The sequence below is a fragment of the Methylobacterium sp. JK268 genome, assembly GCF_054052225.1.
The window spans coordinates 98,242-121,079 of sequence record NZ_JBSVZN010000032.1; the positions used below are offsets into that span (position 1 = coordinate 98,242).

The following is a 22,838-nucleotide window of genomic DNA, read 5'->3' on the forward strand; positions in this document are numbered from 1 at the left end:
CGAGTGCCAAAATTTTTTTGCCGACCCCTTGAAGGGTGGATTCGGCGCTCCCAGCTTCGCGGCGGCCGGGCGGCTCAGATGGAGAGCCCGGACCTTCGACAGGCTTGTGCAGCGCTGGAGACACAGGATGACGTTCCAACCGCTCCATGATCGCGTCGTCGTCCGCCGCATCGACGCGGAGGAGAAGACCAAGGGCGGCATCATCATTCCCGACACCGCCAAGGAGAAGCCGCAGGAGGGCGAGATCGTGGCCGTGGGCCCCGGCGCCCGCGACGAATCCGGCAAGGTGAACCCCCTCGACGTGAAGGCCGGCGACCGGGTGCTGTTCGGCAAGTGGTCGGGCACCGAGGTCCGCATCGACGGCGAGGATCTCCTGATCATGAAGGAATCCGACATCCTCGGCGTGATCGTCGCGTCCGAGGCCGTGAGGAAGGCCGCCTGAGCGGGGCCCCACGTCCCGTCATGTCTCTGGAGGAATGACCACGATGGCAGCGAAAGACGTTCGTTTCTCGGCCGATGCCCGCGAGAAGATGCTGCGCGGCGTCGACATCCTGGCGAATGCCGTGAAGGTGACGCTGGGCCCGAAGGGCCGCAACGTGGTGATCGAGAAGAGCTTCGGCGCTCCCCGCATCACCAAGGACGGCGTGACGGTCGCGAAAGAGATCGAGCTCGCCGACAAGTTCGAGAACATGGGCGCCCAGATGGTGCGCGAAGTGGCCTCGAAGACCAACGACCTCGCCGGTGACGGCACCACCACGGCGACCGTGCTGGCCCAGGCCATCGTCAAGGAAGGCGCCAAGTACGTCGCCGCCGGCATGAACCCGATGGACCTCAAGCGCGGCATCGACCTCGCGGTCACCGCCGTGGTCGAGGACCTGAAGCAGAACGCGCGCAAGATCACCCGTAACGACGAGATCGCTCAGATCGGCACCATCTCGGCCAACGGCGACGCGGAGATCGGCCGCATGCTCGCCGAGGCGATGCAGAAGGTCGGCAACGAGGGCGTGATCACGGTCGAGGAGGCCAAGACCGCCGAGACCGAGCTCGACGTCGTCGAGGGCATGCAGTTCGACCGCGGCTACCTCTCCCCGTACTTCGTCACGAATGCGGAGAAGATGATCGCCGAGCTCGAGGATCCCTACATCCTGATCCACGAGAAGAAGCTGTCCTCGCTGCAGGCGCTGCTGCCGGTGCTCGAGGCGGTGGTGCAGACCGGCAAGCCGCTGCTGATCGTGGCCGAGGACATCGAGGGCGAGGCGCTGGCCACGCTGGTGGTGAACAAGCTGCGCGGCGGGCTGAAGGTGGCGGCCGTGAAGGCGCCGGGCTTCGGCGACCGCCGCAAGGCGATGCTGGAGGACATCGCGATCCTGACCGCCGGTCAGATGATCGCGGAGGATCTCGGCATCAAGCTCGAGAACGTGACGCTGCCGATGCTCGGCCGGGCCAAGCGCGTGCGGATCGAGAAGGAGAACACCACGATCATCGACGGCGCCGGCGACAAGGCGGACATCGAGGGCCGTGTGGCGCAGATCAAGGCGCAGATCGAGGAGACGACCTCGGACTACGACCGGGAGAAGCTGCAGGAGCGTCTGGCGAAGCTCGCCGGCGGCGTGGCGGTGATCCGGGTCGGCGGGGCGACCGAGGTCGAGGTCAAGGAGAAGAAGGACCGCGTCGACGACGCCATGCACGCGACCCGCGCGGCCGTGGAAGAGGGCATCGTTCCGGGCGGCGGCACCGCGCTGCTGCGTGCCAAGGCGGCGGCCCAGGGCGTGAAGAGCGACAATCCCGACGTCCAGGCCGGCATCAACATCGTGGTGAAGGCCCTGGAATCGCCGATCCGCCAGATCGCCGAGAATGCCGGCGTCGAGGGATCGGTCGTGGTCGGCAAGCTGGTCGAGAACGGCTCGCGCAGCTTCGGCTTCGACGCCCAGACCGAGACCTATGTCGACCTGATCGAGAAGGGCATCGTCGACCCGGTCAAGGTCGTGCGCACCGCCCTGCAGGACGCCGCCTCGGTGGCCGGCCTGCTGGTGACGACCGAGGCGATGGTCGCCGACGCGCCCAAGAAGGAGAGCGCGGCCCCGGCCATGCCGGGCGGCGGCGGCATGGGCGGCATGGACTTCTGATCAATTCCCGGTTCAGCGCGTGACGGAGGGCCGCCGCGAGGCGGCCCTTTCCGTTCGCGGGCCGTGCCGCGCGCGCCGTTCCCCGGTGCTGACCCGCGCCGCGGCGCGGGCCCCTCCGCGACAACGCCGATATGCGGCGCGGCGGTGCTCGGCCTCGTCAGGCTTTCTCGGCGAAAACGCGCTCGAGGATTGGGACGAAATCCCCGGGCGCCGCGCGTTCTGTTGAAGGTGCGCCCAACATCTTGCATCGAAATCTTACCGAATGTTAATCTCGAGGTGAGAGGTGCGGCGGACCGGGCCGCCCGCGATCCGGCGGGTCGCGGTTCGGCGCCGTCGAGGAAGGGTCATGTCCGCGCGTTCGCTCGATCTCTCCCGCGAGATGCTGCGGGCGATCCATCGCGCGGCCACGACCGACCACGTCCGCGATCAACTCCTCAAGACCCTGGCGGGGCTCGGCGTCGAGCACCTGCTGGTCGCGACGCTCCGGCTCCGCCCGGCGCCCCCGCTGGAGCCCACCGCCACCGTCTACATCAACACCTACCCGGATGCCTGGGTGCGCCGCTATCACGCCCGCGGCTACATCCTCCAGGATCCGATCGTGCGCGGCCTGGACGGGCGGATGGCGGGCATCGCCTGGAGCGACCCGGGTTTCTGCCCGGCGGACGACCGGGCCGCCCGGCGCGTTCTCGACGAGGCCGGCGAGTTCGGCCTGCGCTCCGGCTTCACCCTGCCGCTCCCGACCCCCGACGGCGACCTCGCGGTGGTGAACTTCGTGGGCGAGCACCTCACCCTCGATCCGGCGGCGCGGGGCACGCTCACGCTGGTGGGGACCTACGCGCTCGGACAGGTGCTGCTCCTGGGCGGCGCCGAGGTCGAGCCCTTCGCCGAGCCGCTCTCGCCCCGCGAGCGCGAGAGCCTGCAATGGGCGGCGGAGGGCAAGTCCGACCACGAGATCGCCGACGTGATGGGCATCTCGGAGCACGGGGCGATCCGCCACCTGCGGGCGGTCCGCCGCAAGCTCGGCACCACGAGCCGCGCCCACGCGGTCGCCCTCGGGCTCAGATTCGGACTCATTACCTAACGGTACGGGTACAAGTCCTTGGACTATGGGGCCTCGGCGCGCCGGCTAAGATCGGCCGGTGGGGTGGAGCGCTCCCGGTCCGGTCACCTCTCCGGCTCCGGCCCGACGATGCGGCGCGATGCGACCCTGAGCCTTCACGCCCTCCGAGGCCACTGCTTTCCTGCGAGAGATCCTCCCGATGCAGACCGATCCCTCACCTCGTCGGCCCCTCGCCGCGCGCCGGACCCGGTCCGGCCAGGCCCAGGCCGAGCTGAGCGTGCTTCGCGCCGCCGCCACGGTCCTCGATCTGGAGCAGCTCCTGGCGCCGACGGTCGCCGAGCGGCCGGCCGTTCAGGCGCTGATCCGCGCGGCCTGGGACGTCTTCCGCGAATGCGAGCGCGACGACGCGAGCGGAGAGCCGCCGCTCAACTGAACGGTGCAGCCACGGAACCCTGCCATGCCCGTCCGGCATGGCCATCGCGGCCGGGGTCGCCGTAAGGTCGGATCCCGGGGCGGGTGATCCCGCCCGCTCGGGCGCCCGGCGCCCGGATTGGGGGTCCGACCGAACCGTGCTGCAGACCGCGCCCGCCCGGGCCTCGCTTCCCCTGCTCGTCGCCGTGACGATGACCGGGACCGTGGCGCTCCACATCTTCGTGCCGGTGCTGCCCGCCGCCGCGGCCGATCTGGGCACGTCGCCGGTCGTGGCGCAGCTGACCATCACCCTCTACCTCGTCGGCCTCGCCTGCGGGCAACTCGTCTATGGGCCTCTCTCGGACCGGTTCGGGCGCCGGCCGGTGCTGATCGGGGGGATGTCGCTCTACCTCGCGGGGCTGGTCCTGGCGATCCCGGCGCCGTCGATCGGGGTGCTGGTGGCCGCCCGGGTGCTGCAGTCGCTCGGGGCCTGCGGCTCCCTCGTCCTCGGGCGCGCCATGGTGCGGGACGTCTCGACCCCCGAGGACGCCACCGCCAAGCTCGCCCTCCTGACCATGGCGATGACCCTGACCCCCGCCCTGGCGCCCGCGATCGGCGGCGTCGTCGGGGGCGCCTTCGGCTGGCGGGCGGTGTTCGTGCTGCTCGCCGCCGCGGTGGCGCTCCTCGGCGCCCTGGTGGTGACGACGCTCCCGGAGACCAACCGCGCGCCCGTCGCCCTGCCGGGCCTCGGCGCGGTCGTGGCCGCCTATCTCCGGCTCCTCCGCATCCCCGCCTACCGCGCCTACGTGGTGGCGGGCGCCTGCGCCGGGACCAGCCTCTACGCCTTCCTGGCGGTCGCCCCCTTCCTCCTCGGCGAGCACCTGGGACAGACCCCGCAGGCGGTGGGGTTCGACTGCCTCCTCGTGGTCGCCGGCATGGTGGCGGGGGCCTGGATCGCCGCCCGGCTCGCCCGGCGCGTGCCGACCCGGCGGGCCGCCCGCGGGGGCAACGCCCTGTGCTTTCTCGGCGCGCTCGCGCTGCTCGCCATCGACCGCAGCGGTCAGCTCTCCGTCGCGACGCTGATCCTGCCCCTCGTGCTCTACGCGGTCGGAATCGGCATCCTCGGACCGAACGCCGTGGCCGGCCTGATGAACGTCGATCCCCACGCGGCCGGGGCGGCGTCGAGCCTCTACGGGTTCGTTCAGATGACCTGCGGGGCCGTGTTCACCCTCGCGGTGGCGGCGTGGCACGACGGCACCGCGACGCCCGTCGCCGTCACGCTGCTCGCCGCCGCGAGCCTCGCCGCGCTGGCGCTGCGGCGGGCCTGACGGCCGCTCAGGGGCGCGGGAAGACCCGCGCGGCGGCGGCGGTGAGCGCCAGCCGGTCGCCCTTGCGGTAGACGCCCGCGACCGTCACCTCAACCGCGCCGTCCGCCCCGTCGAGCTGCACCTCCGCCACCGTGCCGCGCGCCGTGCGGCGCCATTCGCGCACCGTGCCGTGGAGGGCGCCCTCGCCCTCGCCGACCGCGAGGTGCCAGGGCCGCAGGCAGAGGTCGACCGGTCCCTCGGGCCAGCCGGACTCGGCCTGCAGGGTCGGCCGTCCCTCCACGAGGACGCGCCCGTCCCGCACCTCCGCGTCGAGCCGCGCGGTCTCGCCCACGAAGGACATCACGAAGCGCGAGGCGGGATCGTCCTGCACCTCGTGCGGGGCGCCGACCTGCTCGATGCGGCCGCGATGGAGGATCGCGATCCGGTCGGCGAGTTCCAGCGCCTCGTCCTGGTCGTGGGTGACGAAGACCGTGGTCTGGCCGGTCTCGCGGTGGATCTCGCGCAGCCACCGGCGCAGGTCCTTGCGCACCTGCGCGTCGAGGGCGCCGAAGGGCTCGTCGAGGAGCAGCACCGCCGGCTCGACCGCGAGCGCCCGGGCGAGCGCCACGCGCTGGCGCTGGCCCCCCGAGAGCTGGCCCGGATAGCGCGAGGCCAGGGTCGGCAGTTGCACGAGGTCGAGGAGGTGCCCGACCCGGCGGCGGATCTCGGCCTCGTTCGGCCGGCGGGCGCGCTCCCGCGAGCGCAACCCGTAGGCGATGTTCTCGAACACCGTCAGGTGCCGGAACAGGGCGTAGTGCTGGAACACGAAGCCGACGCCGCGCCGCTGCACCGGCACGTCGGTGGTGTCCCGCGCGCCGAAGAACACCCGCCCCGCATCCGGAATCTCCAGCCCGGCGATGACACGCAGCAGCGTGGTCTTGCCGGAGCCCGACGGGCCGAGGAGCGCCAGGAGTTCGCCCGGGGCGATCGTCAGGCTGACGCCCTCGAGCGCGGCCGGGCCGTCGCCGCTGTAGCTCTTCGCGATGGACTCGACCCGCACCTCCGTGCCGGCGCCGCTCAGCGAGCGGGCGGCCGCCCGCTCCTCGCCGCGGGCCTGAACGCGGGGCGCCGTCAGGGCGTCGATCGTTCCCGCCACCATCTCAGTGCGCTCCCCGGCCGGCGAGGGCATCGGCATGGCGCCACTCCAGGAAGGTCTTCCCCGCGAGGGTGACGAGCGCCAGGAGTGCCAGGAGAGAGGCAATCCCGAAAGCCGCGACGTAGTTGTACTCATTGTAGAGGATCTCGACGTGGAGCGGCATGGTGGTCGTGAGTCCCCGGATCCGTCCCGACACCACCGAGACGGCGCCGAACTCGCCCATCGCGCGGGCGTTGCAGAGGAGCACCCCGTAGAGGAGCGCCCAGCGGATGTTGGGCAGCGTGACCGTCCGGAAGACCCGCCAGGGGCTCGCCCCGAGGGTCAACGCGGCCTCTTCGTCGGTGGTGCCCTGGTCCTGCATCAGGGGGATCAGTTCCCGGGCCACGAACGGGAAGGTGACGAACACCGTCGCGAGCACGATGCCGGGCACCGCGAAGATGATCTCGACGCCGTGGCGCTGCAGGACGGGCCCGAGCAGGCCCTGCGAGCCGAAGATCAGCACGTAGATCAGCCCCGCCACCACCGGGGAGACCGAGAAGGGCAGGTCGATCAGGGTGATGAGGAGGTTGCGGCCGCGGAAGTCGAACTTGGCGATCGCCCAGGAGGCGGCGAGGCCGAAGACGACGTTGAGCGGTACCGCGATCACCGCGACGAGGAGCGTCAGGCGGATCGCCGCCTGCGCGTCCGGCTCCGCGAAGGTGGCGAGGTAGGTGCCGAGGCCCCGGCTCAGCGCCTCCGTGAAGACCACGACGAGCGGCAGCAGCAGGAACAGCGCCAGGAAGGCCGCCGCGACGGCGGTGAGCGCGAGGCGCACGCCCCCCGGCTCGGTCAGGAAGGCCGGGCGGGGCTCAGACATGGCCGAACCTCCGCCGGCTGTAGTCCTGGATCAGGTTGATGGCGAGCAGGGCCCCGAAGGACATCAGCAGCATCACGGCGGCGATGGCGGTCGCGCCCGTGTAGTTGAACTCCTCGAGCTTGATCACGATCAGGAGCGGGGCGATCTCGGACACGTAGGGCAGGTTGCCGGCGACGAAGATCACCGAGCCGTACTCGCCCACCGCCCGCGCGAAGGCCAGCGCGAAGCCGGTGAGCACCGCGGGCAGGAGCGGCGGCAGGATCACCGTGACGAGGGCGCGCAGCCGCGAGGCGCCGAGGATCGCCGCCGCCTCCTCGCTCGACTTGTCGATCTCGGCGACGAGGGGCTGCACGGTCCGCACGCAGAAGGGCAGGCCGACGAAGACCAGCGCCACCAGGATGCCGAGCGGCGTGTAGGCGACCTTGAGGCCGAGCGCCTCAAGCGGTGCGCCGAGCCAGCCGTTGCCCGCGTAGAGGGTCGCGAGGCAGATGCCGGCGACCGCGGTCGGCAGTGCGAAGGGCAGGTCGACCAGGGCGTCGATGATCCGTCGGCCGGGGAAGCGGTAGCGGGTCAGAACCCAGGCGATCAGCAGCCCGAACACCGCGTCGATCGCTGCGGCCGCCAGCGAGAGGCCGAAGGAGGTGCGCAGCGCCGCGAGGTTGCGCGCGTCGGTAAGCAGGGCCCAGAGCCCGGCCGGGCCGATCGCCGAGGCGCGGATCAGCAGCACCGCGAGCGGCAGCAGCACCAGCAGGCTCAGATAGGCGACCGCGAAGCCGAAGGTCAGCCGAAAGCCCGGCAGCGCGCTCGGGCGCCGGAAGCGCCGCCGCGGCCTCGCCCCAGCCGGCGCAGCGCCTCCTGGCGCCCCGAGGGCCGAGGCGGTGCTCACTGACGCGCCTTCAGGATGGTGTCGAAGACGCCGCCATCGTCGAAGTGGGTCTTCTGCGCCTTGCCCCAGCCGCCGAAGGTGTCGTCGATGGTGACGAGCTTCAGCTTCGGGAAGCGGGCCAGGTCCTCCTTGGCGGCGGCGGATTCGTCGCGCGGGCGGTAGAAGTTCTTGGCGATGAGGGCCTGCGCCTTCGGCGTGTAGAGGAACTGCAGGTAGGCCTCGGCCTGCTTGCGGGTTCCCTTCTGGTCGACGTTGCCGTCGACGAGCGCCACCGGCGGCTCGGCCAAGATCGACAGCGAGGGCACGACGATGTCGAACTTGCCCTTCCCGAACTCCTCGTCGGCGAGGAACGCCTCGTTCTCCCAGGCGACCAGCACGTCGCCGAGGCCGCGCTGCACGAAGGTCGTGGTGGAGCCGCGCGCGCCGGTGTCGAGGACCGGGACGTTCTTGTAGAGCGCGGCCACGAAGGCCTTGGCCTTCTCGTCGTCGTTGCCGTTCTGGGCGAGGCCGTAGGCGTAGGCGGCGAGGTAGTTCCAGCGCGCGCCGCCGGAGGTCTTCGGGTTCGGGGTGATCACCTGGATGCCCGGCTTCACCAGGTCGTCCCAGTCCTTGACGCCCTTCGGGTTGCCCTTGCGCACCAGGAACACGATGGTCGAGGTGTAGGGCGTGGAATTGTTCGGCAGGCGCGCCTGCCAGTCGGCCGGGATCTTCTTCGTGCGCGCCGCGATGGCGTCGATGTCGCTGGCGAGCGCCAGCGTCACCACGTCCGCCGGCAGCCCGTCGATCACCGCGCGCGCCTGGGCGCCCGAGCCGCCATGCGAGGCGCGCACGGTCAGGCTCTCCCCGGTCTTCTGCTTCCACTCGGCCGCGAAGGCGGCGTCGATCGCCCGGTAGAGTTCCCGGGTCGGATCGTACGAGACGTTGAGCAGCACCGTCTCCGCCCGGGCGGGCTGCGGGTCCGACAGGCCGAGCAGGGCCGCCCCGGCGAGGAGCGCGAGGCTCGGGGCTCCGAACAGGCGGCGCAGCCCCGACAGGAACCCGCCGCGGCGCGGGGCCGCCTCGGTCGCCGCCTCCGGGCGGGCGGTGGGCGGTGCCTCGGCCGCCGGCACCTGGACGAGGCCGAGGGCCGCCGTGTCGGTGGTCTCGCGGTCGATCAGGATCAGGCTGCCGGTGTCGCGGTTGTCGCGGTAGGGATCGACGGCGACCGGGCGGTCGAGGGTCAGAACCACGTCGCCGATGTCGTTGACCGCGAGCGCCTCCGCGGGATGGGACACGCCCGTCTCCGGGTCGATCCGCGAGACGATCCGCGCCACGGTGGCGTTCGCCGTCACCGTGCCGATCTTGGCGGTGAGCGTCGCGCCCGCCGCGAGCTCCGCCTCGCGCGCCCAGAACAGGCGCACGTCGAGCCGGTCGGTCAGGCGCGGGGGAGCGTCCGCCGCCGCGATCACGCTGCCCCGCGAGGCGTCGCGCTCGTCGGCCAGCACCAGCGTCACGGACTGGCCGGCGATCGCTGCGTCGAGGTCGCCGTCCGCCGTGTAGATCCGCGCGATGGTCGAGGACTGGCCGGAGGGCAGCACCGTGACGGCGTCGCCCGGCGCCACGCGGCCGGACGCGATCATGCCCGAGAAGCCGCGGAAATCGGGGTTCGGCCGGTTGACCCACTGCACCGCCATGCGGAAGGGCGCGGCCTCCTCCTCAGCGTGGGCCGGCACCTCCTCCAGGTGCTGGAGGAGCGGCGGGCCGGAATACCAGGGCGCGGCGGCGCCGGGCAGCACGACGTTGTCGCCGTTCGCCGCCGAGAGCGGGATCGCCGTCACGTCCGCGAAGTTCAGGGGCGCCGCGAAGGCGCGGAACTCCGCCCCGATCGCCTCGAACCGGTCCTCGGACCAGCCGATCAGGTCCATCTTGTTGACCGCCAGCACGACGCGGCGGATCCCGAGCATCGAGACCAAGAGCGCGTGGCGCCGGGTCTGGCGGCTCAGCCCCTTGCGCGCGTCGACGAGCAGCACCGCCACGTCCGCGGTCGAGGCGCCGGTCGCCATGTTGCGGGTGTACTGCTCGTGGCCGGGTGTATCGGCGACGATGAAGGAGCGCCGCTCGGTCGAGAAGAATCGGTAGGCGACGTCGATGGTGATGCCCTGCTCGCGCTCGGCCTGGAGGCCGTCCACGAGGAGCGCGAGGTCGATCTCGCCCCCCCGGGTGCCGTGGCGGCGGGAATCCCGCTCCAGCGCGCTCACTTGATCGTCGAAGATCTGCTTGGTGTCGTGCAGCAGCCGGCCGATCAGGGTCGACTTGCCGTCGTCGACCGACCCGCAGGCGATGAAGCGCAGCACTTCCTTGCGCTGGTGGACCGCGAGGAAGGCCTCGTAGCCGAACGCGCGGGTGGACTGGTGCAGCGTCATCAGAAGTAGCCTTCCTGCTTCTTGCGCTCCATGGCGCCGGACCCGTCCTTGTCGATCACCCGGCCCTGGCGCTCGGAGGTGCGGGCGGCCAGCGTCTCGCCGATGATCTCCGGCAGGGTGGCGGCGTCGCTCTCCACCGCCCCGGTGAGCGGGTAGCAGCCCAGCGTGCGGAAGCGGACCATGCGCAGCTCGGGCGTCTCGCCGGGCTCCAGCGGCAGGCGCTCGTCGTCGACCATGATGAGCTGGCCCTCGCGCTGCACCACCGGCCGCTCGGCGGCGTAGTACAGGGGCACGATCGGGATGTTCTCGCGCTCGATGTAGAGCCAGATGTCGAGCTCGGTCCAATTCGACAGCGGGAACACCCGCAGGCTCTCGCCGCGCTTCTTCTTGAGATTGTAGAGGTGCCAGGGCTCGGCCCGCTGGCGCTTGGGGTCCCAGCGGTGCTGGGCCGTGCGCAGCGACACGATGCGCTCCTTGGCCCGAGAGGCCTCCTCGTCGCGGCGCGCGCCGCCGAAGGCCGCGTCGAACTTGTACTTGTCCAGGGCCTGGCGCAGGGCCTGGGTCTTCATCACGTCGGTGTGGACCTCGGAGCCGTGCGTGATCGGCCCGACGCCGCGGGCGAGCCCGTCCGGGTTGGTGTGGACCAGGAGATCGAGGTCGAGTTCCTTCGCGCGCTGGTCGCGGAAGGCGATCATCTCCCGGAACTTCCAGGTCGTGTCGACGTGGAGCAGCGGGAAGGGCAGGCGCCCCGGCGCGAAGGCCTTGAGCGCGAGGTGCAGGAGGACGGAGGAATCCTTCCCGATCGAGTAGAGCATCACCGGGTTCTCGGTCTCGGCGACCGTCTCCCGCATGATGTGGATGCTCTCCGCCTCCAGGCGCTGGAGGTGGGTCAGGTGCGGGGCCTCCTCCGCGGCGTGTGCGGGCGCGGCGCTCATGCGGCCAACTCCGGTTCGGGCGAGGACAGGCTGACGGACGATGGCGCCGGGGCGGCGGCGACGTGCAGCCCGCACTCCTTCTTGCTCTCCTGCTCCCACCACCAGCGGCCGGCCCGCTCGGGCTCGCCGACCTTCACGGCGCGCGTGCAGGGCGCGCAGCCGATCGACGGGAAGCCGCGGTCGTGCAGGACGTTGTAGGGAACGTAATTCTCGTGGACCGCCCGGGCGACGTCCTCCCGCGACCAGTCGGCCAGCGGGTTGATCTTGATCAAGCCGCGCTCGGCGTCGGCCTCGGCGAGGGGCGTCGCGGCCCGGTTCGCCGACTGGCCGGCCCGCAGGCCGGTGATCCAGGCGGCGGCGCCGTCCAGCGCCCGCCCGAGCGGCACCACCTTGCGGAAGCCGCAGCAGGCCTGGCGCGCCGCCACCGAGTGGCGGAAGCCATTGATGCCCTCCTCGGCCACGAAGCGCTCCTCGGCCTCGCGCTCGGGCGCGTAGGCGCGGATGCGGAAGCCGTAGGCCGCCTCGGTCTCGGCCCAGACGTCGTAGGTCTCCGGGAACAGCCGGCCGGTATCCAGGGTGACGATCTCCGCCCGCGACTTTGCCATCCGCAGGAAGTGCGTCAGCGCCTGGTCCTCCAGGCCGAAGCTCGTCGTGAAGACGAGCCGGCCCGCCACGCGCCGGTCGATCAGCGCGAGGCGCTCGGCGATGCCGAGGGGAGCGAGCGCGGAGGCGAGGTCCTCCGCGGCGCGGTCGAGGGCGTCAGTCATGGGGATTTGCGCCGGAACGTGCCTTGTCGGACCCGCTAAGTGTTCGCTATAACGAACGCTGTCAAGGCATGACAGCCTTGCGTCCGGGCCTGTTTATGCGCGATGCAGGGCAGGTGACGCAAGGGCCGGTCTCGCCTTCCCCGACCCGGACGGGGGAATTAGGAGAAGGTTCTTCTCCTTTCCGCCGTCGGTACCCCGTGTCGTTCTCCCCAATGCGGAGCTCCCGTCGTGGACGCCATCGATTTGAAGATCCTGGCCCTCCTGCAGCAGGACGCGACGCTCTCGATCGCGCAGATCGGCGAGCGCGTCGGCTTGTCGCAGACGCCGTGCTGGAAGCGGATCCAGCGCCTGGAGGCCGACGGGGTCATCGACCGGCGCGTGGCGGTGCTCGACCCGGTGAAACTGGGCCTCGGCCTCACCGTCTTCGTCTCCGTCGAGACGAGCGACCATTCGCGCGAGTGGCTGGAGCGCTTCGCCGCGGCGGTGGCGGCGATGCCGGAGGTGCTCGAATTCTACCGGATGGCCGGCGATGTGGACTACATGCTGCGGGTCGTGGTGGCCGACATGCAGGCCTACGACGCCTTCTACAAGCGGCTGATCGGCTCCCTGCCGCTCAAGAACGTCACGTCCCGCTTCGCCATGGAGAAGGTGAAGAGCACCACCGCGCTGCCCCTGCCCACGGCGCCGTTCACGCCGGTCCTGGTCGCCGCCGCGGGTGGAAAATAAATTTCTCCCACGGCGCGCAGCGGCAGTGACATTGATCTCCAAAACGCGCGTTCTTCATAAAGAACATTCCCATTGACTCGGGCCCCCGGGGGCCACACATGGTGCGCGCATGTCTCGACCCGCTCTTCTTCCCCGCACGGCTCCCTTCGGCGACGCCGAGCGGGCCCATCTCGACGCCGCCCTCGGGGCGGCGACGGCGCTGCAGCGCGCGTGGCTCGCCGGCTTCCTGGCTGGCCTCGACGCCGCCGCAGGCGCCCCCGCCGCCGACCAGCCCCAGGCCGCCGCGCCTCCGCGGGCGGCCGAGCCGCTGACGATCCTGTTCGCGAGCGAGTCCGGCAATTCCGAGAAGCTCGCGGGAGACGTGGCCAAGCTCGCCCGCAAGTCCGGCTTCAAGCCCAAGGTGGTCGATTTCGCGGATCTCGACGTCGCCTCGCTCCCCAAGGAGAAGCGCGTCGTGGTGATCGCCGCGACCTGGGGCGAGGGCGAGCCGCCGGCCCGCGCCGTGCGCGCCTACGGGGAGCTGATGGGGGAGGGGGCGCCGCGCCTCGACGGAGTCGAGTTCGGCGTCCTGGCCCTCGGCGATACGTCGTACGCGGAGTTCTGCGCGATCGGAAAGCGCCTCGACGCCCGCTTCGAGGCGCTCGGCGCCAAGCGGGCGCTCGACCGGGTCGATTGCGACCTCGACTTCGACAAGCCGGCTTCGGCCTGGATCAAGGACGCCCTCAAGGCGCTGGCCCCGGCCGAGCCCGCTGGCAACGTCGTGGCGGTGGATTTCGCCCGCGCCGCGGGGGGCGAGGCCGAGGAGCAGGAGGTCAGCCGCGAGCCGGTCACCGCCGAGGTGATCGAGCACGTCAACCTCAACTCGTCGCGCTCCGACAAGGAGACGATCCACCTCGCGCTCGCCTTCGAGGACGGGGCGCCGGCCTACGAGCCGGGTGATTCCCTCGAACTCTACCCGGAGAACGATCCGGCGCTGGTCGAGGAGATCCTGAAGGCCGCGGGCCTCGCGGGCGACGCCGCCCTGCGCCAGGCGCTGCTCGCCGAGCGCGACATCACGACCCTCTCCTCCGCGACGATCGAGCGCTTCGTCAAGGCGACCGGTCACGCCGAGGCGCGCCGGCTCCTCGACGAGGGTGGGGCGCGGGCCTGGATCGAGGGCCGCCACCTCATCGACCTCCTGGAGACCTACCCGGCGAAGCTCTCGGCCGAGGGCCTCGCCGAGATCACCCGGCCGCTGCCGCCCCGCGCCTACTCGATCGCCTCCTCGCGCAAGGAGGTCGGGGACGAGGCGCATCTGACGATCGCGGCGGTGCGCTACGCCACCCACGGCCGCGACCGCACGGGCGTCGCCTCGGTCCACGTGGCCGACCGCATCCGCAACGGCGCCAAGCTCAAGGTGCGGGTGAAGCCCAACAAGCATTTCCGCCTGCCGAGCGATCCGGCGACGGACATCATCATGGTGGGGCCGGGCACCGGCGTCGCGCCCTTCCGGGCCTTCGTGCAGGAGCGGCGCGCCACCGAGGCCCCGGGCCGCAACTGGCTGTTCTTCGGCGACCGCCGCTTCACCCACGACTTCCTGTACCAGCTGGAATGGCAGGACGCGCTGGAGGACGGCTCCCTCCACCGCATCGACGTCGCCTTCTCTCGGGATCAGCCCGAGAAGATCTATGTCCAGGACCGCCTCTTCGCGCAGCGCCGCGAGGTGGTGGCGTGGCTGGAGAACGGCGCGAGCTTCTACGTCTGCGGCGACGCCAAGGCCATGGCCAAGGACGTGCGCGCCGCCCTGGTGCGGGCCTACGCGGACGTGAAGGCGCTCTCGCCCGAGGCCGCCGAGGCCGCGGTCGGCGCCCTGGAAAAGGCCCGGCGCTACCAGCAGGACGTTTACTGACCAGGCGCGGGGAACCCCTCTCCCGTGCGGGAGAGGGGCGGGGGTGAGGGTCCCGGACCGTGCCGTCATCAAGCGAAGACGGTCGCGCTGGCAGCGGGACGGTTCAGATATCTTGCTGAACCACCTGGACCCTCACCCCTCCCTCTCTCCTGCACGGGAGAGGGGTTCCTCGCGCCGACCGTCGATCTCCTTCCCGCGTCGCGCGAAGCGGCCGCACGGATCACCGCCATGGACGACATCAAGCCCGCCACCCCCGCCCGCCCGCGCAGCTACGAGACGCCGCCCACCGAACGGCCGATCACCGAGGCGGAAGCCGCCCGCGCGGCGGCGCTGTCGGCGAACGAGCACATCAAGATCGCGAGCGGCTACCTCCGCGGCACCCTGGCGGACGGGCTCCTCAAGCACGCGACCGGCGCCATCTCGGAGGATGACGGCCAGCTCGTGAAGTTCCACGGCATGTACCTGCAGGATGACCGCGACCTGCGCGCCGAGCGGACGAAGAAGAAGCTGGAGAAGGCCTATTCCTTCATGATCCGGCTGCGGATCGCCGGCGGCGTCGTCACGCCCCGGCAGTGGCTGGCCCTCGACGACATCGCCCGCACCTACGCCAACGGGACGCTCCGGGCGACGACGCGCCAGACCTTCCAGTACCACGGCGTGATCAAGTCGAACCTGAAGCGCACCATGCAGGCCATCGACGCGGTGCTCCTCGACACGATCGCGGCCTGCGGGGACGTCAACCGCAACGTGATGGCGGCGACGAACCCGGCCCAGACCGGCGCCCACAAGGCCGCATACCAGCTCGCCAAGGACATCTCGGACTCGCTCCTGCCCAAGACCAACGCCTGGCGCGAGATCTGGCTCGACGGCGAGCGCGTGGTCGGCGGCGAGGACGAGGCGGCGGTGGAGCCGATCTACGGCAAGACCTACCTGCCGCGGAAGTTCAAGACCGTGGTGGCGGTGCCGCCCTCGAACGAGGTCGACATCTTCGCCCACGACCTCGGCTTCATCGCCATCCTGGACAAGAAGAACAAGGTCAAGGGCTGGAACGTGACGGTGGGCGGCGGCATGGGCATGACCCACGGCGAGCCCGACACCTTCCCGCGCACCGCCGACGTGATGGGCTTCTGCGCCCCCGAGGACGCGCTCAAGGTCGCCGAGGCGGTGATGACCGTCCAGCGCGACTGGGGCAACCGCAAGTCGCGCAAGAACGCCCGCCTGAAGTACACGATCGAGCGCTACGGCCTCGCCGCCTTCCGGGCCGAGGTCGAGCGTCGGCTCGGCAAGCCGCTCCAGGAGGCCAAGCCCTTCCGGTTCGAGTCGAACGGCGACCGCTACGGCTGGGTCGAGGGCGAGGACGGGCGCCACCACCTCACCCTCTACGTGCCCTCGGGCCGCATCAAGGACGTCGAGGGCGGGCCCCGCTTCCTCTCGGGGCTGCGACGGATCGCCGAGATCCACGACGGCGACTTCCGCCTGACCGGTAACCAGAACGTCATCGTGGCCAACGTCTCGGCGGAGAAGCGGGCCGAGGTCGAGGCCCTGGTGGCCGAGTACGGCCTCACCACCGGCGCCTCGGCCCTGCGCCGCAACAGCCTCGCCTGCGTGGCGCTGCCGACCTGCGGGCTGGCCCTGGCCGAGAGCGAGCGCTACATGCCCGACCTGCTCACGGAGCTGGAGCGGGGCCTCGCCGCCCACGGGCTGCAGGACGACGAGATCACGATCCGGATGACCGGCTGCCCGAACGGCTGCGCGCGGCCCTTCATCGCCGAGATCGGCTTCGTGGGCCGCGGGCCCGAGCGCTACAACGTCTATCTGGGAGCGGCCTTCGACGGGTCGCGGCTCTCGAAGCTCTACGCGGACGACGTGATGGCCAAGGACATCCCGGCGCTGCTCGACCCGCTCTTCGCGGCCTATGCCCGCGACCGGCAGCCCGGTGAGCGCTTCGGCGACTTCGTGATCCGCGCCGGCTACGTCGCGCGCACGACGAACGGGCCGGACTTCCACGACGGGACGGGAGCGCTGAAGGCGGTGGCGTGAGGCTCACCCCGAGCCTCGTCACGGTGACGCACGTCTGTTCGGAGAAAATCGGAGACCCCTTTGAGGGGGGGCTTCGGTCTCCAAAAATCGTTGTATTAACAACAAATTACGCCATTCCCGCTCGCGCGGCATCCCCGCTCCCACTCGGGCTACCGTGTGCACACATCTTTGTAGCTGGTTCATCAGCTGAACGGCGCTGGAAATCACAACGCTCCTCCTGCTGAGGTGCGACCGAAGGGAGCCTCGAAGCACCCACAACTGTCAATCCAAGAGAAGAATGCCTTGGAGACGCTGTTCTGGGGTGCTTCGAGGCTCCCTTCGCTCGCACCTCAGCAGGAGGAGGTGGGTTTTTTGCCATGAGCCGGGTTTGAAGCTGTGGCTCACCATCTCTTGACTGGATGAAATCGAACGGTCTTCAGCTCCATCAGCGTCGATCGCGCCTCACGCCCCATGCGCGAAGGCCCAGTACAGCTCCCGCGCCCGCTGGTAGAACGGCCCCGGCTCCAGCTCCCGCCCGTCGATCGCCGTCACCGGCATCACCTTCGAGTAGTTGCCGGTCGAGAAGATCTCGTCGGCCCGGGCGAAATCGTCGTAGGTCAGCGCCGCCTCGACGACGGTGACGCCGGCCCCGCGCAGGAGCTCGATCACCCGGTTGCGGGTCACGCCCGCCAGGTAGGCGCCGTTCGCCGCCGGCGTGTAGACCACCCCGTCGCGGGCCAGGAAGGCATTCGCGTTGGCGAATTCCGCGATGTTGCCGAGGGCGTCGCGGACCAGGCAGTTGCCGAACCCGCGCGAGGCGGCCTCGGTGAGCGCGCGCGCGCCGTTCGGGTAGAGGCAGCCGGCCTTGGCCTCCACGGGCGCCGTCTCGGCGGTCGGTCGCCGGAAGGGCGAGAGCGTCACCGAGAGCCGACCGGGCACCGGCATCGGTGCCTCGTAGAGGCACAGGCACCAGTTGGTGGAATCCGGGTCGAAGCGCACGCCGCCGGCGAAGCCGCTCTCGGCCCAGTACATCGGGCGGATGTAGAGGGGCGTGCCGGGGTCGAACCGCCCCAGGCCCTCGCGGACGAGGGCGCCCCAGGCTTCCTCCGCGACGACGGGCTTGAGCCCCATCGCCACCGCCGAGCGGTTCACCCGGGCGAGGTGCCGGTCGAGGTCGGGGGTGACGCCCTCGAAGGCGCGGGCGCCGTCGAAGACCGTCGAGCCGAGCCAGGCGCCGTGGCTGCGCGGGCCCATGATCCGGACATTGCCCGGATGCCACGCATCCTCGAAGAAGGTCCAGGTCGTCTCGCCCATCCCGTCGTCTCCGCCGTGTTCGCGCCCCGCCCATCAAGACCCCGAAGGCGGTGTTCGTCCAGAGTGCCGCGTCAGGCGCCGAGCGACACGGTGGCCGGCATCGCGCGCCCCGGCAGCCGGCGCCAGAGGTAGGAGGCGCCCCGCAGCGCGATGCCGACCAGCTTCGGCTGCGCCCGCCGGCAGAAGGCCACCTTCTTGACGTAGGACTCGACGTGCCAGTTCGCGATCGCGCCCTTCGGCAGGAAGAGCACGTCGCCCGCCACGTAGCGGCGGGGCGGATTGGCCGCGTCGCCGATGATCGCCGAGCCCTCCAGGAAGTAGAGCGTCTCGTCGATGTCGTAGTGCCACACGAATTCGCCCGCGGAGCAGTCCCAGACGATGGTGCTTGCCAGGCCGTCCGCGCTGCGCGACAGGATCGCGTTGCGCGCTTCCGGAAGACCGGCCCGGACCCATTGCGGGTTGATCGGCGCGGACTTGAGCGGAACATCGGTCGGGCAGTAGACAATCGGCGGCAGCGACATCGTGGTGGGCCTCCTCTCGCGCGTCCGGGTCCGCACGCGGTCTCACTCCGTCGTGACCGCCCCAACGGAGGCGATCCGCAGTGCCGTGACCCGTTTCCCGGACATCGTCCAGTAACACCCTCGCATTGAAGCAAGCTGAATCCGATCCGTGAAAACCACGTGACCCCCTTTTGGATGTCACGCGGAGCGCGGGTCGGCTCTCTCACCGGTCCCCGTCTTTGCCGATCGGCCGGGTGTTTCGAGGCAACCTTTGGAGAATTAAGGTTAATGGCGATCGATCCGAGGCTCCGCCGCTACCTGGACGTCGTCGCCCTCGTGGGCGGGCGGCCGACGACCCTGGAGGCGCGCCGCACCGGCCTTGAGGCGCTCGGACGCCTCGCCGGCGCCCCTGTGCCGGTCGCGACCCTGGAGGATCTCGTCCTCGCGGGCGCGGCCGGCCCGCTGCCGGCCCGGCTCTACCGGCCGCTGGACGAGGCCGGCGGGGTGATCCTCTACTTCCACGGAGGCGGCTTCGTCGGCGGAAGCCTCAGCGCCCACGACCGCATCTACCGGCGCCTCGCCGCGTCGAGCGGCTGCGCCGTGCTGGCGGCCACCTACCGGCTCGCGCCCGAGCATCCGTTCCCGGCCGCCTGGGCCGACGCGCGGGCGCTGCTCGATGCGGGGGCGGCCCTCTGCGCGGCGCGCGGCCTCGATGCCGGACGGCTGGTGGTGGGCGGGGATTCGGCCGGCGCCAACCTGGCGGCGGGGCTCGCCCAGGCGGTCCGCGACGGCGGCGGCCCTCCCATCGCGGCGCAGCTGCTCCTGTGCCCGGTCCTGGACGCGGTGGGGGAGGGGGAGTCCTACCGCCTCTTCGGGGAGGGGCACGGCCTCGACCGCGCGACGCTCGACCACGACATCGCCGCCTACGCGGGCGGCGCGGACCGGGGCGACCCGCGCCTGTCGCCCCTGCGGGCGGCGTCGCTCGCCGGTCTGCCGCCGGCCTTCATCCACACGGCGGAGTGCGACATGGTCCGCGACGACGGGGCGGCCTACGCGGAGCGCCTGGGGCAGGCGGGTGTGCCGGTCCGGTACACCTGCCACGCCGGCATGATCCACCACTTCTACGGGATGGCGGGGCTGCTGCCCGAGACCGGCCACGCCCTCGACGCCATCGGCGCCGGCCTGCGGGCCGACCTGGCGGCCGCACCCTGAGGGCGACCGCTCCCTCGACGGGTCAGGCGCCCCTGCGACGGGGTGCCGGGGCCTTGACGACCGGGTCGGCCGCGGCGCGCTTGGCGGCCGCGGCCGGGCGGCGCTTCTGGCCGAGGCCGATGCTCTTGGCCAGTTCCGAGCGCTGCGCGGCGTAGTTCGCCGCCACCATGGGGTAGTCCAGCGGCAGGCCCCACTTGCGGCGGTACTCCTCGGGGGTGAGGCCGCGGGTGGCGAGATGCCGCTTCAGGGACTTGTACGGGCGCCCGTCCTCCAGGCTGACGATGTAGTCCGGCGTGACGGATTTGCGGATCGGAACCGGCGGGACGAGCTTCTGCGGCGCGGGGGCGGCGCCCGTCTCCAGGCCGCGCAGGGCCGTGTGCACGGCCAGGAGGAGCTCGGGCAGGGCCGCGGGCGGGACGGCGTTGCGGGTGACATAGGCCGAGACGATGTCGCCCGCGAGCGTGATGGTGTGGCTGGGATCCGCGCTGGTGTCCGCCGTCATCGTGGTGTCCTCTCGAACGCTCAGGTCGATGCCGGCTCTCCGGCACCCCCGTTCCGGAACGCCCCGGTCAAACTCGACGAATCCGGTGGTGGCCGAAGCCGATCGATCTAATCCGAAGCTGGTCACCCAAATGGGTGATGACGGAAACAAGTCAATCTCCTCTGCTGCCGCGTGGTGAATGGAGGCGGTGATGAGCGAGCACGAATCCGTACCTGTGTGGGCCCGGCGGCGACTGCAGCGGCTGCAGCTGCGCAACCCGAGCGGGAAGATCGCCCGCTGGATCTCGCTGGCGGGACCGGCCCGGGCGCCGGATCTTCCGGGACCGCGTGCTCACGCCGAGGCGCAGGAGGGTGACGGGACCTTGGGTCAATCCGGAAACGTCATCCCGTTCGCCGCCCGGACGACCGCCTCGATGGCCGGCCACGCGGCGGCGTGATCCGGAGGCCGGGCGCAGGACGACGAAGGGCGGGTCGGCGTCAAACGCCGACCCGCCCACGGGCATGAACCGAAAAAGGGAGGAGGGGCCGGAAGCCGGCCCCGCCGCGGCGCCCGCGGCCGGTGATCCAAGACGGTCACCGGTGCGTCGCGTCCGCGACCCACATGGTCGAGGTCAGTGAGCCTCGCGCAGGGCCACGCCATTCGGCGTCAGGCCGAACCGCTCGGCGAGGTGCCAGCGCAACTCGCGCGGCGAGTGGTAGCCGTAGCTGCGGTCGATGAGGTGGCTGACGTCGATCGCGCCCGCGCCCTCGCCGAACCGGCTGATCTGATCGACGTGGAAGGTAGCGCCGTCGTTGAAGACGGTGGGGGCGCCGGAGCGCCGGGTGAATTCAAACAGCATAAGATGTCGTTTCTTGTCTCGTTGCAGCGCTTCCGCGGAAGCGCCTGTGATGTCCTGTCGCGGCGCCGGGCCGGGCCGGCGCGGGGCGTGCTTTGTGTGATCCGGGCGCGCTCCCCCACCCTACAGAATCGATATACGCGCCCTAGTACTTGCCTAGCAAGCACTGGCCTCGGCCGGCGCAGGCCGGTCGCGACCGACGCGGGCGCCGGAGCGATCCGGCGCCGATGGCGGGCCCGCGACGAGCCCGCCGGAAGTCGAGGTCCCGAAGCGCGGTGCGCCTCAGGCCGCCTGCAGATTGGCCGCGGCGACCTTGCCGCTGCGCTTGTCCGTCTGCAGCTCGTAGGAGATCTTCTGACCCTCGACGAGGCCGCGCAGGCCGGCCCGCTCGACCGCGGAGATGTGGACGAACACGTCCTTGCCGCCATCATCCGGCTGGATGAAGCCGAAGCCCTTCTGGTCGTTGAACCACTTGACAGTTCCGGTATTCACGTAAGGTCGTCCTCGTATCGTTCAGGAATCCCCGACCGGACCGGCCTGGCGGCCGGTCGGCACGACAGCGTCTGGGTGGGGAAGAGCGAAGTGCCGGCGGTCCGGCCCGCGTCGGGCGCAGATCGTCTGCCCGCTTCGCTGATCCCCATGTAGGGGGCAGATGGGGCCGGAACAAGGCCGACCCGCGATCTCCGGGCGCGCCGCCTCACGGGTTGGTGCGGCCGCGCTGGTTCGGATCGACGCCGCCCTCGGGCGTCACGTCGTTCGCCACGTCGCCCTCCACGGTGTTCTCGCCCTCCAACACCTCGGGATCGGCACCCGACCGGGTCGTGCCCTTGCTGGTCCCGATGCCCGGATTGCCCTTCAGGTCGGCGTCACTGGGAGTGGCGGTCTTCGAATGCTTCGACGTCATGCGGCGGCCTTCTCGCGACGGGGAGCCGCCTCAACGGTTGAGGGCCTGCTCGAGTTCGCCGCGGGTCATGCGCGAGCGCCCCTTGATGTCACGGCGCTTCGCCTCCGCGTAGAGGTCGGCGCGGCTCGCCTGCGCGCGGGTGTCGCGCTCCTTGCGGCGGGTGCGGCGGAAGCTGCTGCGGTTCGTCTCCGGCGATTCCTGGTTCGAGGCGCCGGCCTCCCGCAGCGCGATGGCGATCGCCTGCTTGGGGTTCGTGACCGGACGGCCATTCCCCTGCGCGAGGTCGCCCTCCTTGAATTCGTGCATCACGCGCTCGATGGTGCGCTTCTGGGCCGGTGTGGTGCTGGCCATGACCGTCTTCCCTGTGGCAGCGGGGGATCTACGGCCCAACGCGGGAGGCGGCCGCGCGTTCGCCGGACGGGCGCTTCGCTTGTCGCTTCCGGATCTCACTCCCCATATAGGGAGGGATTGCTGACGGTCGGATCGTTCATGGCGGGTATCTCGGTTTCCCTCGAAGGCACCAACATCCAACTCTCGTTCCAGAAGGACGATCAGGCCACCGCGGTGATCATGGACGCGCGGGCCGCCCGGGCCCTGGTGCGCGCGGTCGGCCAACTCCTCACGGCGATCGACGAGGGCGACGAGACGGAGTCGGGCGAGACGCTGGGGGAGGAGGAGGTCGCGATGCTCGACGTCACGTCGCCGGTGATCGAGGTCGGCACGGACGAGGGCGGGCAGGCGGTCGTGGCCCTCCAGGCCGGGGCGCTGCCGCCCTTCCAGCTTCGCCTCACCGACGAGGAGGCCCGCCATGTGGCCACGAGCCTCACCGAGATCCTGAATGCGCCGCGCGACGTCCGCACCTCGCACGGCGGCCACTGAGCGCTCATACCAGTTCGTCACCGGCTTCGCCGTCCCTGGCGGACGAACGAGCGTTTCGATTGACGGCGAAGACATCCAAGTCTTGATGCTGGGATTTCCAGACTGGCGCGGGGGGGCCCCCCCCCCCCCCAAAAAGAGGGGCCCCGCCCCCAC

24 protein-coding genes and 1 pseudogene are annotated in these 22,838 nt (G+C 71.1%); 11 read left to right on the forward strand and 14 right to left on the reverse strand.

All coding sequences use genetic code 11. The features are described from left to right. Window positions 1-127 precede the first annotated feature (127 nt). The 5 genes from groES to ACW9J6_RS27250 all read left to right on the forward strand — a co-directional run bounded on the left by groES (window position 128) and on the right by ACW9J6_RS27250 (window position 4,925). Window positions 128-442: a co-chaperone GroES gene (gene groES, locus ACW9J6_RS27230; RefSeq protein ID WP_457119477.1), complete on the forward strand. Its 315-nt coding sequence runs from the start codon at window positions 128-130 to the stop codon at window positions 440-442. Window positions 443-485: 43 nt separating this feature from the next. After that, window positions 486-2,126: a chaperonin GroEL gene (gene groL / locus ACW9J6_RS27235; RefSeq protein ID WP_457119478.1), complete on the forward strand. Its 1,641-nt coding sequence runs from the start codon at window positions 486-488 to the stop codon at window positions 2,124-2,126. A gap of 346 nt (window positions 2,127-2,472) precedes the next feature. Next, entirely contained in the window at window positions 2,473-3,207 is a 735-nt protein-coding gene (locus tag ACW9J6_RS27240; RefSeq protein WP_457119479.1) for a LuxR family transcriptional regulator, read from the forward strand. A gap of 178 nt (window positions 3,208-3,385) precedes the next feature. Further along, entirely contained in the window at window positions 3,386-3,619 is a 234-nt protein-coding gene (locus tag ACW9J6_RS27245; RefSeq protein ID WP_457119480.1) for a hypothetical protein, read from the forward strand. A gap of 136 nt (window positions 3,620-3,755) precedes the next feature. Continuing rightward, a complete protein-coding gene (locus ACW9J6_RS27250) occupies window positions 3,756-4,925 on the forward strand; it encodes a multidrug effflux MFS transporter (protein ID WP_457119481.1) in 1,170 nt (389 codons plus the stop codon). Between the two features lie 7 nt (window positions 4,926-4,932). On the opposite strand, the gene ACW9J6_RS27255 is transcribed toward ACW9J6_RS27250, so the two are convergent. The 7 genes and pseudogenes from ACW9J6_RS27255 to ACW9J6_RS27285 all read right to left on the reverse strand — a co-directional run bounded on the left by ACW9J6_RS27255 (window position 4,933) and on the right by ACW9J6_RS27285 (window position 11,906). Next, window positions 4,933-6,063 carry a sulfate/molybdate ABC transporter ATP-binding protein gene (locus ACW9J6_RS27255; RefSeq protein WP_457119499.1) on the reverse strand — a complete coding sequence of 377 codons (1,131 nt, stop codon included), beginning with the start codon at window positions 6,061-6,063 and terminating at the stop codon, window positions 4,933-4,935. Between the two features lies 1 nt (window position 6,064). After that, on the reverse strand, window positions 6,065-6,916 hold the full coding sequence (cysW, locus tag ACW9J6_RS27260) for a sulfate ABC transporter permease subunit CysW (RefSeq protein ID WP_457119482.1): 852 nt from the start codon (window positions 6,914-6,916) through the stop codon (window positions 6,065-6,067). Next, complete coding sequence (gene cysT, locus ACW9J6_RS27265) at window positions 6,909-7,802, reverse strand: sulfate ABC transporter permease subunit CysT (RefSeq protein ID WP_457119483.1); 894 nt, start codon at window positions 7,800-7,802, stop codon at window positions 6,909-6,911. The genes cysW and cysT overlap by 8 nt, the downstream gene beginning before the upstream one ends. Beyond that, window positions 7,799-8,776, reverse strand: a complete 978-nt coding sequence (locus ACW9J6_RS27270; RefSeq protein ID WP_457119500.1) for a sulfate ABC transporter substrate-binding protein — start codon at window positions 8,774-8,776, stop codon at window positions 7,799-7,801. Before ACW9J6_RS27270 ends, cysT begins: the two co-directional genes overlap by 4 nt. Before the next feature lie 33 nt (window positions 8,777-8,809). Next, window positions 8,810-10,204 (reverse strand): annotated as a pseudogene (gene cysN, locus ACW9J6_RS27275) (sulfate adenylyltransferase subunit CysN); the annotation flags it as partial. Beyond that, entirely contained in the window at window positions 10,204-11,139 is a 936-nt protein-coding gene (cysD, locus tag ACW9J6_RS27280) for a sulfate adenylyltransferase subunit CysD (protein ID WP_457119484.1), read from the reverse strand. The pseudogene cysN and the gene cysD, both read right to left, overlap by 1 nt. After that, a complete protein-coding gene (locus ACW9J6_RS27285) occupies window positions 11,136-11,906 on the reverse strand; it encodes a phosphoadenylyl-sulfate reductase (RefSeq protein WP_457119485.1) in 771 nt (256 codons plus the stop codon). The genes cysD and ACW9J6_RS27285 overlap by 4 nt, the downstream gene beginning before the upstream one ends. A 228-nt stretch (window positions 11,907-12,134) precedes the next feature. On the opposite strand from ACW9J6_RS27285, the gene ACW9J6_RS27290 reads away from it, so the two are divergent. From ACW9J6_RS27290 to ACW9J6_RS27300, 3 genes are all read left to right on the forward strand, one after another. Beyond that, a complete protein-coding gene (locus tag ACW9J6_RS27290) occupies window positions 12,135-12,632 on the forward strand; it encodes an Lrp/AsnC family transcriptional regulator (protein WP_457119486.1) in 498 nt (165 codons plus the stop codon). 109 nt (window positions 12,633-12,741) lie between these two features. Continuing rightward, on the forward strand, window positions 12,742-14,520 hold the full coding sequence (locus ACW9J6_RS27295; protein ID WP_457119487.1) for a diflavin oxidoreductase: 1,779 nt from the start codon (window positions 12,742-12,744) through the stop codon (window positions 14,518-14,520). A gap of 228 nt (window positions 14,521-14,748) precedes the next feature. Then, window positions 14,749-16,560 (forward strand): NADPH-dependent assimilatory sulfite reductase hemoprotein subunit, encoded by a 1,812-nt coding sequence (locus ACW9J6_RS27300; protein ID WP_457119488.1) that lies wholly within the window; start codon window positions 14,749-14,751, stop codon window positions 16,558-16,560. Window positions 16,561-17,001: 441 nt separating this feature from the next. Here the strand turns inward: ACW9J6_RS27300 and ACW9J6_RS27305 are convergent, their stop codons facing one another. Next, window positions 17,002-17,853: a branched-chain amino acid aminotransferase gene (locus tag ACW9J6_RS27305; RefSeq protein WP_457119489.1), complete on the reverse strand. Its 852-nt coding sequence runs from the start codon at window positions 17,851-17,853 to the stop codon at window positions 17,002-17,004. 71 nt (window positions 17,854-17,924) lie between these two features. Continuing rightward, on the reverse strand, window positions 17,925-18,374 hold the full coding sequence (locus ACW9J6_RS27310) for a cupin domain-containing protein (RefSeq protein WP_457119490.1): 450 nt from the start codon (window positions 18,372-18,374) through the stop codon (window positions 17,925-17,927). 267 nt (window positions 18,375-18,641) lie between these two features. Between ACW9J6_RS27310 and ACW9J6_RS27315 the strand changes: the two genes are divergently transcribed. Next, a complete protein-coding gene (locus ACW9J6_RS27315) occupies window positions 18,642-19,565 on the forward strand; it encodes an alpha/beta hydrolase (protein ID WP_457119491.1) in 924 nt (307 codons plus the stop codon). Between the two features lie 22 nt (window positions 19,566-19,587). Here the strand turns inward: ACW9J6_RS27315 and ACW9J6_RS27320 are convergent, their stop codons facing one another. Then, window positions 19,588-20,067, reverse strand: a complete 480-nt coding sequence (locus tag ACW9J6_RS27320; protein ID WP_457119492.1) for a MucR family transcriptional regulator — start codon at window positions 20,065-20,067, stop codon at window positions 19,588-19,590. 190 nt (window positions 20,068-20,257) lie between these two features. Between ACW9J6_RS27320 and ACW9J6_RS27325 the strand changes: the two genes are divergently transcribed. Beyond that, entirely contained in the window at window positions 20,258-20,503 is a 246-nt protein-coding gene (locus ACW9J6_RS27325; protein ID WP_457119493.1) for a hypothetical protein, read from the forward strand. Window positions 20,504-20,677: 174 nt separating this feature from the next. Here ACW9J6_RS27325 and ACW9J6_RS27330 read toward each other — a convergent pair whose 3' ends face one another. From ACW9J6_RS27330 to ACW9J6_RS27345, 4 genes are all read right to left on the reverse strand, one after another. Beyond that, on the reverse strand, window positions 20,678-20,905 hold the full coding sequence (locus ACW9J6_RS27330) for an AsnC family transcriptional regulator (protein WP_457119494.1): 228 nt from the start codon (window positions 20,903-20,905) through the stop codon (window positions 20,678-20,680). A gap of 279 nt (window positions 20,906-21,184) precedes the next feature. Then, complete coding sequence (locus tag ACW9J6_RS27335) at window positions 21,185-21,394, reverse strand: cold-shock protein (RefSeq protein WP_457119495.1); 210 nt, start codon at window positions 21,392-21,394, stop codon at window positions 21,185-21,187. 205 nt (window positions 21,395-21,599) lie between these two features. Next, a complete protein-coding gene (locus tag ACW9J6_RS27340) occupies window positions 21,600-21,806 on the reverse strand; it encodes a hypothetical protein (RefSeq protein WP_457119496.1) in 207 nt (68 codons plus the stop codon). A gap of 30 nt (window positions 21,807-21,836) precedes the next feature. Next, window positions 21,837-22,157 (reverse strand): DUF6496 domain-containing protein, encoded by a 321-nt coding sequence (locus tag ACW9J6_RS27345; RefSeq protein ID WP_457119497.1) that lies wholly within the window; start codon window positions 22,155-22,157, stop codon window positions 21,837-21,839. Window positions 22,158-22,295: 138 nt separating this feature from the next. Here ACW9J6_RS27345 and ACW9J6_RS27350 point away from each other — a divergent pair, with 138 nt between their 5' ends. After that, complete coding sequence (locus ACW9J6_RS27350; protein WP_457119498.1) at window positions 22,296-22,685, forward strand: hypothetical protein; 390 nt, start codon at window positions 22,296-22,298, stop codon at window positions 22,683-22,685. Window positions 22,686-22,838: the final 153 nt, after the last annotated feature.

Excerpts from the sequence above, each read along its gene's own strand:
- groES (WP_457119477.1), top strand. The coding sequence starts at position 128 with ATGACGTTCCAACCGCTCCATGATCGCGTCGTCGTCCGCCGCATCGAC.
- groL (WP_457119478.1), top strand. The coding sequence starts at position 486 with ATGGCAGCGAAAGACGTTCGTTTCTCGGCCGATGCCCGCGAGAAGATG.
- ACW9J6_RS27240 (WP_457119479.1), top strand. The coding sequence starts at position 2,473 with ATGTCCGCGCGTTCGCTCGATCTCTCCCGCGAGATGCTGCGGGCGATC.
- ACW9J6_RS27245 (WP_457119480.1), top strand. The coding sequence starts at position 3,386 with ATGCAGACCGATCCCTCACCTCGTCGGCCCCTCGCCGCGCGCCGGACC.
- ACW9J6_RS27255 (WP_457119499.1), bottom strand. The coding sequence starts at position 6,063 with ATGGTGGCGGGAACGATCGACGCCCTGACGGCGCCCCGCGTTCAGGCC.
- cysW (WP_457119482.1), bottom strand. The coding sequence starts at position 6,916 with ATGTCTGAGCCCCGCCCGGCCTTCCTGACCGAGCCGGGGGGCGTGCGC.
- cysD (WP_457119484.1), bottom strand. The coding sequence starts at position 11,139 with ATGAGCGCCGCGCCCGCACACGCCGCGGAGGAGGCCCCGCACCTGACC.
- ACW9J6_RS27285 (WP_457119485.1), bottom strand. The coding sequence starts at position 11,906 with ATGACTGACGCCCTCGACCGCGCCGCGGAGGACCTCGCCTCCGCGCTC.
- ACW9J6_RS27295 (WP_457119487.1), top strand. The coding sequence starts at position 12,742 with ATGTCTCGACCCGCTCTTCTTCCCCGCACGGCTCCCTTCGGCGACGCC.
- ACW9J6_RS27300 (WP_457119488.1), top strand. The coding sequence starts at position 14,749 with ATGGACGACATCAAGCCCGCCACCCCCGCCCGCCCGCGCAGCTACGAG.
- ACW9J6_RS27305 (WP_457119489.1), bottom strand. The coding sequence starts at position 17,853 with ATGGGCGAGACGACCTGGACCTTCTTCGAGGATGCGTGGCATCCGGGC.
- ACW9J6_RS27310 (WP_457119490.1), bottom strand. The coding sequence starts at position 18,374 with ATGTCGCTGCCGCCGATTGTCTACTGCCCGACCGATGTTCCGCTCAAG.
- ACW9J6_RS27315 (WP_457119491.1), top strand. The coding sequence starts at position 18,642 with ATGGCGATCGATCCGAGGCTCCGCCGCTACCTGGACGTCGTCGCCCTC.
- ACW9J6_RS27320 (WP_457119492.1), bottom strand. The coding sequence starts at position 20,067 with ATGACGGCGGACACCAGCGCGGATCCCAGCCACACCATCACGCTCGCG.
- ACW9J6_RS27325 (WP_457119493.1), top strand. The coding sequence starts at position 20,258 with ATGAGCGAGCACGAATCCGTACCTGTGTGGGCCCGGCGGCGACTGCAG.
- ACW9J6_RS27330 (WP_457119494.1), bottom strand. The coding sequence starts at position 20,905 with ATGCTGTTTGAATTCACCCGGCGCTCCGGCGCCCCCACCGTCTTCAAC.
- ACW9J6_RS27340 (WP_457119496.1), bottom strand. The coding sequence starts at position 21,806 with ATGACGTCGAAGCATTCGAAGACCGCCACTCCCAGTGACGCCGACCTG.
- ACW9J6_RS27345 (WP_457119497.1), bottom strand. The coding sequence starts at position 22,157 with ATGGCCAGCACCACACCGGCCCAGAAGCGCACCATCGAGCGCGTGATG.
- ACW9J6_RS27350 (WP_457119498.1), top strand. The coding sequence starts at position 22,296 with ATGGCGGGTATCTCGGTTTCCCTCGAAGGCACCAACATCCAACTCTCG.